At 58.7% G+C, this 11,013-nt stretch carries 6 protein-coding genes; all 6 read right to left on the reverse strand.

From position 1 onward, the window contains the following. Positions 1-86: 86 nt before the first annotated feature. Positions 87-2,933, reverse strand: coding sequence for a DEAD/DEAH box helicase family protein (locus G1C95_RS04720; RefSeq protein ID WP_169171791.1), 2,847 nt, complete (start codon positions 2,931-2,933; stop codon positions 87-89). A gap of 68 nt (positions 2,934-3,001) precedes the next feature. Next, on the reverse strand, positions 3,002-5,611 hold the full coding sequence (gene pepN, locus G1C95_RS04725) for an aminopeptidase N (RefSeq protein ID WP_169171792.1): 2,610 nt from the start codon (positions 5,609-5,611) through the stop codon (positions 3,002-3,004). Positions 5,612-5,681: 70 nt separating this feature from the next. Continuing rightward, positions 5,682-7,577, reverse strand: coding sequence for a ribonuclease J (locus G1C95_RS04730; protein WP_169171793.1), 1,896 nt, complete (start codon positions 7,575-7,577; stop codon positions 5,682-5,684). A gap of 62 nt (positions 7,578-7,639) precedes the next feature. After that, the gene (gene dapA / locus G1C95_RS04735) at positions 7,640-8,545 is read right to left on the reverse strand and encodes a 4-hydroxy-tetrahydrodipicolinate synthase (protein ID WP_169171794.1); all 906 of its coding nucleotides are present in this window, start codon (positions 8,543-8,545) and stop codon (positions 7,640-7,642) included. Between the two features lie 119 nt (positions 8,546-8,664). Beyond that, positions 8,665-9,420 carry a 4-hydroxy-tetrahydrodipicolinate reductase gene (gene dapB, locus G1C95_RS04740; protein WP_169171795.1) on the reverse strand — a complete coding sequence of 252 codons (756 nt, stop codon included), beginning with the start codon at positions 9,418-9,420 and terminating at the stop codon, positions 8,665-8,667. A 143-nt stretch (positions 9,421-9,563) separates the two neighbouring features. Continuing rightward, positions 9,564-10,991: an MFS transporter gene (locus G1C95_RS04745; RefSeq protein ID WP_169171796.1), complete on the reverse strand. Its 1,428-nt coding sequence runs from the start codon at positions 10,989-10,991 to the stop codon at positions 9,564-9,566. Between the last annotated feature and the right edge of the window lie 22 nt (positions 10,992-11,013).

The following is an 11,013-nucleotide window of genomic DNA, read 5'->3' on the forward strand; positions in this document are numbered from 1 at the left end:
GACACCACATCACACCCATCCAGTCGTATCGTGCCAAACATACGTCGCACTGCATGCACCGCATCAGCACAACAACAACAGGCCCGTCACATCAGCGTATCCACGGTGGTGGTTTGCGGGTGGCCACGGTTGACGAAGGATTGGGTGCGGCACTTGAGCATGATGCGCCTCCCCTGCTCGTCGCGCGTGGATACCAAGTCGAACCGCCCCATACTGGATGCCAAATGCTTCGCCAAGCAGGCGACGCTTGTCTTGTTGCGAGCGAATACCGCAGGGCAGGCGAAACTGAACGCATAGCGACGTATCGCCCATTCACGCGCGACGATAACGTAGCGCGGATTGTCAATCGGCTCCAGCAACTGCTCCAAAGTTTCGGCGAATACCGCCTGTTCGCGGTGTGTGGCACCAGTCAATGTGCATTGAAGGATAATGCCGTTGTCATCCAACTGCTCCACCACCATGTGCGCGTCCGTGCTAGTGATGCGTCCCATCTCCTTAAGCGCGCCCAGCAGCGCTTCGCCCAGCGAAAATAGCTGACGCCTCGGCGTTGCCACACCAAACAGCCGCATCACCGCACGCGCCGCAAACGGCAACACGACACCGATGCACACCAAGGTGACTACTGTTCCGGTCACTCGACCCTCAGACATAATCGCCCATGCAACCGGCATCAGCACGTAGCGTGTCAGCGCGGCAATGCCGATCAGCACAATCAGTTCCACGAGATTAATCATCATCAAACCGCGCGGCATCGTCACCGCATCCACCCGCATGGCCTTATGCACCTGGCCACTATCGGCGGTGGCGTCACGCCATTGCCGGGCCACGGCGTCGCGATCCGCGGCACGCCGCAGCATATCGGCGTTGATGCGCGCCAAACCGTCACGGTCGAACGGCGGCTTGATAATGCCCAAACGTTCGATGCCGCTTTCGACGCCACGGTTCAGATAACTGGGGCCGATAAAACAATCGAACCGACGCCGCAACGTGGCGTAATCGATGCCGTGAATCTGCGAATAGTCTGGCTTGTCAATGAATTCGCCAATGGTTCGTGTCAGTTCACTCGTATACACCGTTTCCGGTTCGGCCGCCACCAAATGCCAGATGTTCGCCACCTTGTCCGGTTGCCCGGCGACGGCGCGAATCGCACGTCCGCGCATTTGGTTGGTTAGCATGAATGACCCAACAAAACTGGCCAGCACCAGCGTATTGATGGAGGGTGAATCCCAGCCCTCCCCCAGCAGGGATTTGGTACCGACCAGTATGCGAATATGCCCGGCTTCGAACAACGCGGTAATAATGGCGATGGTGTCATGGGTTCCCGAACCAAAGTCTGCCTGAACCCAGTCATTCGTATGCTCCAGTGCGGTGAACCGTGCGGTTGCGCCGCGAACTTCGGCTAGCCTGTAAGCTTCATCCTGCAGTGCCGCAGGAATAATGACCAGACTGCCAGATACCGCGGCAAGCGGCTGCACTATGTTGCCGCGAGCGCAGGCGCGTCTGATGGTTTCAAACACCGGCACGACGCCCATTAATGTGAGCGGAGCGTTGGTGCCGATGTCGTCAAGCTGTTCCTTGCGAATATAGTCGGTAAGCACCAGCATGCGCAGGTCGCTGCCCATCGACTTCGATTCATGGTCGGCGATACGGGCGATCGAATCGAGCTTGCCACTTGATGCCATAAGTGCGCGACTGAGCGCGTCGCTGCGTTTGAGTTCGACTTTGCCTCTGCTGATCAGGCCACGCCGGGCGAGCAATGATTTGAGCCGCGATGAGCGTTCCTCACCGAATATCTGCGGCGAGGAGATGACGAATTGAAAGGCCTGCTCGGCGTATGCGATGCGGTACGCGGGCAAGCTGCGTTTCACGGTGACCAGGCGAATCAAATAGTCGGGCGGTGTCAAGCCGCTTGCAGCCATCAGCACCATCAGCGCCAAATAGTCATCGGGGTGCTCGTAGATGGCTTCGAGCACGGGGCGATGTTTTGAGTTCGCTGCATATTCGGCAACGGTCAATCCCGCTTCGCGCAGCAGTTCGGCGAACAGCTCGGAGCCGAGCACATCCTTAACCGCGGTGGCGGCTTTGACCTGATAGTCGCGCAGGCTAGCCATTTCAGCGGCGGTCGGATAGTTGAACATCACATAATCCTGATGCGGGCACAGGTTATGTTGCGCCACCAGTTCTGGGGTGAAGATCTCCTCGTCGATATCGCCGCACAGGCTGATGTATCGTTGCCATTCGTTGGGATCAGCATCATAGGGTGGTGTGGCTGTGAGCGCGATAATCACCAGTTTCGGCGCGCGTTCGCGCATCAATGCCACGAAACGCTCCAATACTTTCTGCCATTCGCGGCGCAGATGATGGGCTTCATCCAAACAAATCGTGCGCACGCCAGCGGCGATCAGTCGATCAGCCAATGCGGTCAACGCATCCGGTTGAGGTTTTCCCTTCTTCGATGCGGATTGTTGCGTCTCCGACTTTTGTGTTCCGGATTCCCCTGCCGATTCCTCAGATGCCGATTCCTCAGACACCGACTCATCAGAGTCCAATTCCGAAGTCTCAGCTTGTTTGGTCACGGCATGCAATGCCTGATAGGTCACGGAAGTCAGCGTAGAGGGCCGTTCCAAATCAGACGAACAATCGGCCGGTTCAGCATCGAAATTACCGGTCAGTCGATCCAGCCATTGCGCCGCGATGGCTACTGTCGGTGAGAACACCACGGCCGGCGCGTGTCTACGGCAGATCAGTTCGAGCCCCAGAATCGTTTTTCCACTGCCGGGAGGCGCGACCACATGGATATGCCCATCCTTGAAATACTCAGGCGCTTTGTCAAGAATGCGCTGTTGGTAGTCGCGGAACTCCCCTTGGAACTTCATACGCTCATAATAATCGCGGCAGGGATTGCACGTTCCCGGATTCTTTGCAAAATCCAATGTGCAATCCCTGCCGCGAGTTCTTAAGTTGCTAGCAACCGCTAGTGGCCGCTATCGCACCAGAAGGCTCATAGTCCTTCGTTGTAACGACGCACCTTGAGCGTGCGATGGGAGGAAGCCACGTTTTCGACGATCAGACGCTTCAGGGCGTTGTCGGCGTCGGCGTGCTCCTCCAGCCAAGCGTCACCGAGCTCGGTCAGATCGGCCGGATCGGCGTAACCCGGGTACAGGCCGTTGAGCAGCGCTTCGGCCATGTGGTAGGTCTTGTTCTTCCAGATCCAATCCACGGCGTCGAAATACTTCTTGGCATAAGGCTCAGCCAAGTCCGGGCGCGGGGTGGACGAGAATCCACGGGCCACGGCCTCCAGCTGCATATTGGTCAGCTCGGGGTTGTGCAGGGCTTCATTCCAAGCCCAGCTCTTCGCGTCGGCGGTGGCCTGAGAGGCACGTGCGCCAAGCGCGAACTCGCGGTTCTCCGTGGTTTCCTTCTTGGCCAGTTCGGCTTCGACTTCCTCGCAGCTCATCTCGTTGACGGAGGTGAGCGCCTGGTTCAGCGTCCAAGTGAGGTTGTTGTCGATGTCAAGGCCCGGCAGGGTCACAGTGCCGTTCTTCAAGCCGTGCGCGTTGGCGGCGAATTCGGCGTCGCCCTCTTCGCCGTAGCCCAGGTAGGCAATGACCAGCTGGAATTGGGTGTCGGAGCCCGCTTCGGCCTCGTTGGCCAGCTTCCACAGTTCGGCGGCCACATGCTTGAGCACGTCGTTACGCTTGTCAGGAGCCACATAGTGGTGCGCGGTGGTACTCATGCAGGCCAGTGCGTAGCGGAAGGTGGTGGATTCAGTTTCGTGGGCCAGCAGACGCAGGGTCATATCCACGAAACGGGTGGCCGGGAATTCGCCGTCGCGGGTCATATCCCAGAAGGCGAGCCACGTGACGGCGCGGGCCAGCGCATCGTCGAAGCGATGAAGGTTCTCTTCGGCGAACTTCAGCGAAGCCTCGTCGAAGCGCAGCTTGGTGTAGGTCAGATCCTCATCGTTGACAAGGATGAATGCCGGGCGCTTCATGCCCACGGCTTCAGCAACTTCGGTGGTTTCGCCGTTTACGTCGAGTTCGAGGCGATCGGTTCGTACGATCTTGCCGCTGTTCTCGTCTTCGTTGTAGAAGCCGATGGCCAGACGATGCGAACGCAGCACAGGGTACTCGGGAGCAGCGGTTTGCGTCAGCTTCAGCGAGGCGATGGTGCCATCGGCAGCTTCGGTAACGTCGGCGGCAATCGTATTGATGCCGGACTGTTCCAGCCACTGGGCGCTCCAGGCCTTCAGGTCGCGTCCGGAGGTCTTCTCCAGTTCGTCGAGCAGATCCGCCAGCGTGGCGTTGGCGTAAGCGTGCTTCTGTAGATAATTGTGGATGCCTTGGAAGAACTGCTCGCGGCCCACGTAGAACACGAGCTGCTTCAGCACGGAAGCGCCCTTGGCGTAGGTGATGCCGTCGAAATTCACGTAGGTGTCGTTCAGATCGTTGATCGGGGCGACGATCGGGTGCGTGGTGGGCAGCTGATCCTGACGCAGCGCCCAGCTCTTCTCGCCGGAGCAGAACGTTGCCCAAGCGTCATGCCACTCGGTGGCTTCGGCGGTGGCCAGTGTGGAGGTGAATTCGGCGAAGGACTCGTTAAGCCACAGGTCGTTCCACCACTTCATGGTCACATAGTCGCCGAACCACATGTGGGCCAGCTCGTGCAGCACGGTGACCACACGGCGTTCGGCCAGCGCGTCGGTGACCTTGGAGTCGAACACGTACTGGTCACGGATGGTGACCATGCCGATGTTCTCCATGGCACCCGCGTTGTATTCGGGCACGTAGATCTGGTCGTACTTGGCGTACGGGTAGGGCACGCCCCAGGTCTTGGCGTAGAAGGCGAAGCCTTTCTTAGTGATGTCGAACAGGTAGTCGACATCCTTGGCGAAGGCTTCAGCCAAGGCCTGACGGCAGTACATGGCCATCGGAACCGTGCGGCCGTCTTCGTTATGGTATTCGGTGTGCCATTCGGCGTAGGGGCCGGCGCAGATGGCGGTGAGGTACGAGCTCATCTGCGGCGTGGTTTCGAATCGCCACAGCTTGGTGGTCTCATTCGGCTTGTCACCCAGAGTGCCGTCGAGCGTTTCGCGAGCATCGTCGTCAACGCTGGCAACCGGCATGTTGGAGGTGACGATCCAGCTGGAGGGGGCCAGCACCGAGAAATCGAACGTGGCCTTCAGATCGGGCTGGTCGAACACGGAGTAGACGCGGCGGGCATCCGGCACCTCGAACTGGGAGTAAAGGTACACATTGCCGTCGGAGGGATCCACCGAACGGTGCAGGCCTTCACCGGTGTTGGAATAACGGCACTTGGCTTCGACGACGACCTCATTCGTCGCCTCAAGCCCGTCCAGCTCGATGCGGTTGTCCACAAAGGCGACGGACGGATCGACAGTGCGGCCGTTGACGGTGATGGACGACACTTCGTCGGCGATCAGGTCGAGGAAGGTCGCCGAGCCCGGCTTCGCATTGAAGCGGATCAGCGTGGTTGAACCAAAGTTTTTCGCGCCAACCGTCAGGTCAAGATCAACCTGATAGTGAATCGGCGCTTCAATGATGGCCTTGCGTTCCTCAGCCTCAATGCGGGTGAGATTAGAACCGGGCATGGCAACTCCTTGTTTCTCGCTTGTGGCGTATGTATATGTGCCTTTTACTCTTGGTTTATTTGACTCTTGTTTACTCTTGGTCGAACTTGTGTGCGCCGGCATCCTGATCGGCGTCGGCGGCGACATCCGCCACCACGGGCACGATCATCGGCTTGCGCTTGAGCTGACGTGCAATCCAGCCGCCAAGCGTGCGGCGCATGATCTGCTGCAGCTTATAGGTGTCCTTGGTGCCAGACATCATCGCGTCGTTCAGCTGTTCGACGATCTGGTGATGCACCTTGTCGAATTCGCTTTCGTCCTCGGCAACGGCATTCAGGTAGATCTTCGGGCCGGTGACAACCTCGCGTGCGTCGGTGTCAACCACCACGAACGCGGAGACGAAGCCTTCGGTGCCCAGAATCCTGCGCTTTTCCAGCTCTTCGTCGGTCAGCTCGCCCACCGAATCGCCGTCCACATAGACGTAGCCGCAGGGCACGGAGCCGACAACCGCGGCCTTGCCGTGGTAAAGATCCACCACATCGCCGTCCTCAGCCAGCACCACGTTGTTCGGATCCACACCAGTCTTCACGGCGATCAGGCCGTTGGCCACCAGATGGCGATTCTCGCCGTGGATCGGCATGGCGCACTTGGGCTTAACGATGTTGTACATGTACAGCAGTTCGCCCTCATTGCAGTGTCCGGAGACATGCACGGCGGCGTTGTCGCGGTTGACGACCTTCGCGCCGAGCTGCACGAGCTTGTTGATGATCTTATAGACACCGTGCTCATTGCCGGGAATCAGCGAGGACGCGAGAATCACCGTGTCGAACTCGTTGATATGAATGTCGCGGTGGTTGCCGTCGGCGATGCGTCCGAGTGCTGCCATCGGCTCGCCCTGGGAGCCGGTGCACATGTAGACCAGATGCTTGTCGTCGATATCATTGGCCTGCTTCAAATCCACAACAGTGCCCTCAGGGATGTGCAGATAGCCAAGATCGGCGGCAATGGACATGTTGCGCACCATGGAGCGGCCAACGAATACAACCTTGCGGCCATACTTGTGGGCGGCATCCACCACCTGCTGCACGCGATGCACGTGGGAGGAGAAGCTGGCGACGATAATCTTACGGCTGGCTTCGGCGAACGCACGATCCAAGGCCGGGCCAATGGTGGTTTCGGGCTTGACGAAGCCGGGAACCTCGGCGTTGGTGGAATCCATCATCAGCAGATCCACACCCTGTTCGCCGATTTTGCCGAATTCCACCAGATCGGTGATGCGGTGATCAAGCGGCAGCTGATCCAGCTTGATATCGCCGGTATCGATCAGTGAGCCGGCCGGAGTCTTCACATACACGGCCAAAGCGTCAGGAATCGAATGCGTGACGTTGACGAATTCCAGGTTGAAGGGACCAACCTTAAGCTTGTCGCGACCGGTGACCTCCACCTTGGTGGGGTTGATGCGGTGTTCCTTGCACTTGGCATCCACGAAGGCCAGCGTCAGCTTGGAGCCGATCAGCGGGATATCCGGGCGCAGCTTGAGCAGATAGGGCACGCCACCGATGTGATCCTCGTGGCCGTGGGTGAGCACCAGCGCATCCACCTGATTCAGTCGATCCTTGATATAGCTGAAATCAGGCAGAATCAGGTCGACGCCCGGCTGTTCCTCTTCGGGGAACAGCACGCCGCAGTCGATCAGCAGCAGGTGGCCGTTGTATTCGATCACATTCATGTTGCGACCGATTTCGCCCAAGCCGCCAAGCGGCGTGATGCGCATGGAGCCCTTGCGATACTTCGGGGGCGCGATCAGTACGGCATCCTGCTGAGGCGCGGTGGCCGGCTGGCCGGATGCGCCACGCGGATTGCGGGCCAACGGCTTGCGAGAGGGGGTGCGGCTGCCCGCGCCGGACTTGTTGGCCGTGCGGGCAGAGCTACGGCGACGGGTGTTGCCGCCGGATTTCTTAGAGGTTTTCTTCTGTTCTTGAACCATATTCCTGTCAGTGTTCTGTATCAGGCCTCCGTTGCGTCATGCGGAGGCGGCGGGGTGCCCCGTTACAGCAACCCGGAGGCGCGCATGCCCTCTTCGGCCTTGTCGAGCTGGTGGGCGTCAGGGCCGATGTTCGGCAGACGCATGGTGGTGCTCGGAATATAGCCTTTGACTTTCAGCGCGGCCTTGGCCATCACGGCCTGATAACCGTCGCCGTTGAGCGCGTGAACGAGAGGGGCAAGCTGGTTGGCAAGCTTGCGGGCGGTGGTGATGTCACCACGATCGAATGCCTGCACCAGTTGCTGCATGGGGTTGGAGGCGACGTGGGCGATCACCGAAATGATGCCGACGGCGCCGATGGAGAGGAACGGCAGGAACAGGCCATCATCGCCGGAATACCAGGCGAGGCCGGTGCGCTGCTGCTTCTCCACTGCGGCTGCAAGATCGCCGGTGGCGTCCTTGACAGCCTTGACGTGTTCGAGTTCGGCCAGACGGTCGTAAGTGTTGACCGTGACCTTCAAGCCGGTGCGGCCGGGGACATCGTAGACGATGATCGGCTTATCGGCGGATTCGTCGACGGCCTTGTAGTGGCCGACAACGCCGTCCTGGGAGGGACGGGAATAATAAGGCATGACGACGAGCACCGCGTCGGCACCCGCTTCCTGGGTCTGTTCGACCATGCGCACGGTGTGTGCGGTGTCGTTGGAGCCTGCGCCGGAGATCACCGGCACATCGACAACCTCTTTGACGGCACGCACAAGATCGACCTTCTCATCCATGTGGGTGACGGGCGATTCGCCTGTGGTGCCATTAACCACCAGACCGTCCGCGCCATCGGCGACCAAGCGCTTGGCGAGCTGCTGTGCGGCGGTGAAATCAACGCGGCCATCAGCGGTCATCGGGGTAACCATGGCCGGCAGAATACGGCCGAAGGGTGCGGGGTCAAGAAGATGCATGTCATGCTCGCTCATAGTGTTTACCGTACTTCTTCTTATGGACTCTTCTTATGATGGAATTGGAGATATCAGGTGACGCCGGCTACGTTTGCGCCGATATTGTTACGTTGGCGTGGGCCTACGGCTCGCTGGTTTTACAGGTCTAGGAATTGGTCTAGGCCGATGGTTAGGCCGGCGGGGGCGTCGGTGGCGAGTTTGCGGGTGGCAAGCAGCACGCCGGGCATGAAGGAGCCACGGTCGAAGCTGTCGGCGCGGATGGTCAGCTGTTCGCCGGCGTTGCCGAGCAGGATTTCCTCGTGGGCGTTCAGGCCGCGCAGGCGCACGGCATGCACATGCACGCCGTCGATTACCTGGCCGCGCGAGCCGCCATCGGTTTCGGTGGCGTCGGGCATATCGCCCAAGCCGGCGGCCTTGCGCGCGGCACCAATGGCCTGCGCGGTATGGATGGCCGTGCCGGAGGGGGCGTCCACCTTGGTGGGGTGGTGCAGTTCGATAACTTCGGCGGATTCGAAGTATTTGGCGGCCTTGGCGGCGAAATAGTCGGCCAATACAGCGGAGATTGCGAAGTTCGGCGCGATGAACACCTTCTGGGTTTCGGGCTTCGGGCCCTCGGCGATGGCTTGGCGCACCTGGGCGAGTTTCTCGTCGTTCCAGCCGGTGGTGCCCACCACCACATCCACGCCCTGCGCGATCAGGGCCAGCACATTGCCCAAGCTGACGGACGGTACGGTGAACTCGACCACCACATCGGTGTTGTCGGGCGTGATCAGCGTCAGATCATCACCTGCGTCAAGCGTCAGGGCCAGTTCCATATCATTCGCACCATTGACCGCATCCACCACATGCGACCCCATGCGTCCCTTCGCGCCTACCACCGATACCTTAATCATCGTCTTCGCTCCTTGATTGTCGTTGCCGAACGAATCATCTCGCTGGAATTAGTCTCACGAGAATCCTCCCTGAGCCTATCATGCGCCCACTGCCGACAGAAAGACGGCGGTGGGCGCATGATAATGAACAGGGCGGATGCCAATTACATGTCGGCGGTGAGACGCTTAGCCTGAAGCGCGGCGGTATTCTCTTCCACACGCTTCTTGCTCAGCGGATAGATGAATAGCAGAATCACCAACACCAGCGCGAAGAAAATCGTAGGCAACAACGTGACATACATATACAGACCATCAAGCGTCTCCTGACTTTGCACGGCAGTGGCACCCTCCTGATAGCCGATCCAAGTGAGTGCCGCACCAGAGAACCAACCAGCGAAGGCCTGTCCCAATTTGCGTGCAAAGGAATACACCGAGTAGCAGGTAGCGTCCTCTCTCATACCGCTGCTAACTTCAATATCATCGATCACATCGGTGATCATGGCCCAAATCACGATGTTGAAGCATCCGATACCGAAGAAGGTGCACAGGTAAACAGCGGAGAACAGAATCACATTGTCAGTGTGCAGCACATACAGCAGGCCCATTCCCACCATGCCCAGTGTCGAACCAAAGCAACCCATTGCCTTGTGACCGAAGCGTTTGGCCAGCGGGGAGGCAAACGGAGCGATGACGAAAGTCATGAGGCTGGCGATAAGGTTCACCGTGGCCAGAACCGAGGCGGAACCAAAGTAGTCGGTGTACAGATAGTTGGCCATCTGCTGCAGGAACAGCATCGCCATAAGCAGTGCGATGGCAGCGCCGATGATGCCAATCATCGAACGGCTGGCAAACGCGCTTTTCAGCATGCCAGCAACTTGTCCAATGGCGCTCTGGCCTTCTTGGGCACTGTGATCTTCGGCCTTGACTCGTTCAGTGGTCAAGCGGTAGCACGCGAAATAGCATGCAATAGAGCAGATTGCAAACACCAACGATACCCACATAAAAATCTGGGTGCCTTCGCCGCCACGGATAATCTGATGCCCATCAACGGTTTCATAGATAATCAGTGGCGCGCCTACACCAATAACCATGTTGGCGCAGCTGGAGCCCACCGTACGGAAGGTGGACAGGCTGGTGCGATCCTCAGGCTTGTCAGACAAAACGGAAGCCATGGATCCATAAGGGATGTTCACGCACGAGTACAGAATGCCCCAGATGATATAGGTCACCGACATATAGGCAATGCGCACGCCCATCGACTGGTCAATGCAGAAAGTCTGATACATCAGGAATGAGAAAATTGCGGCGGGCGCGGCCATTTTCATCATGGCCACGCGATATTTGCCTTTGTCGCTCGAACGTGACCGATCAACGACAATACCAACGGTGACATCTGCAAAAGCATCGATAATGCGTGCTACCAGAAATAGCGTACCCACGACGGCGCCGGGGATGCCCATCACCCTGGTGTAGAACACCATAAGGAACGAACTGGCAAACAGGAACATGAAGTCGTTGCCAAAATCACCGAACATGTAACCGGCCTTATCCCTAAATCCGAAGGGACGGACGGCTTGAGACGAAACGCCCATACCACTCTCCTTTGTGTGGTTT

This window comes from Bifidobacterium oedipodis (assembly GCF_012932425.1).
Lineage (GTDB): Bacteria > Actinomycetota > Actinomycetes > Actinomycetales > Bifidobacteriaceae > Bifidobacterium > Bifidobacterium oedipodis.

Bases quoted from the DNA above. Each gene is read 5' to 3' on its own strand.
- pepN (WP_169171792.1), bottom strand. From the start codon at position 5,611: ATGCCCGGTTCTAATCTCACCCGCATTGAGGCTGAGGAACGCAAGGCC.
- G1C95_RS04730 (WP_169171793.1), bottom strand. From the start codon at position 7,577: ATGGTTCAAGAACAGAAGAAAACCTCTAAGAAATCCGGCGGCAACACC.
- dapA (WP_169171794.1), bottom strand. From the start codon at position 8,545: ATGAGCGAGCATGACATGCATCTTCTTGACCCCGCACCCTTCGGCCGT.
- dapB (WP_169171795.1), bottom strand. From the start codon at position 9,420: ATGATTAAGGTATCGGTGGTAGGCGCGAAGGGACGCATGGGGTCGCAT.
- G1C95_RS04745 (WP_169171796.1), bottom strand. From the start codon at position 10,991: ATGGGCGTTTCGTCTCAAGCCGTCCGTCCCTTCGGATTTAGGGATAAG.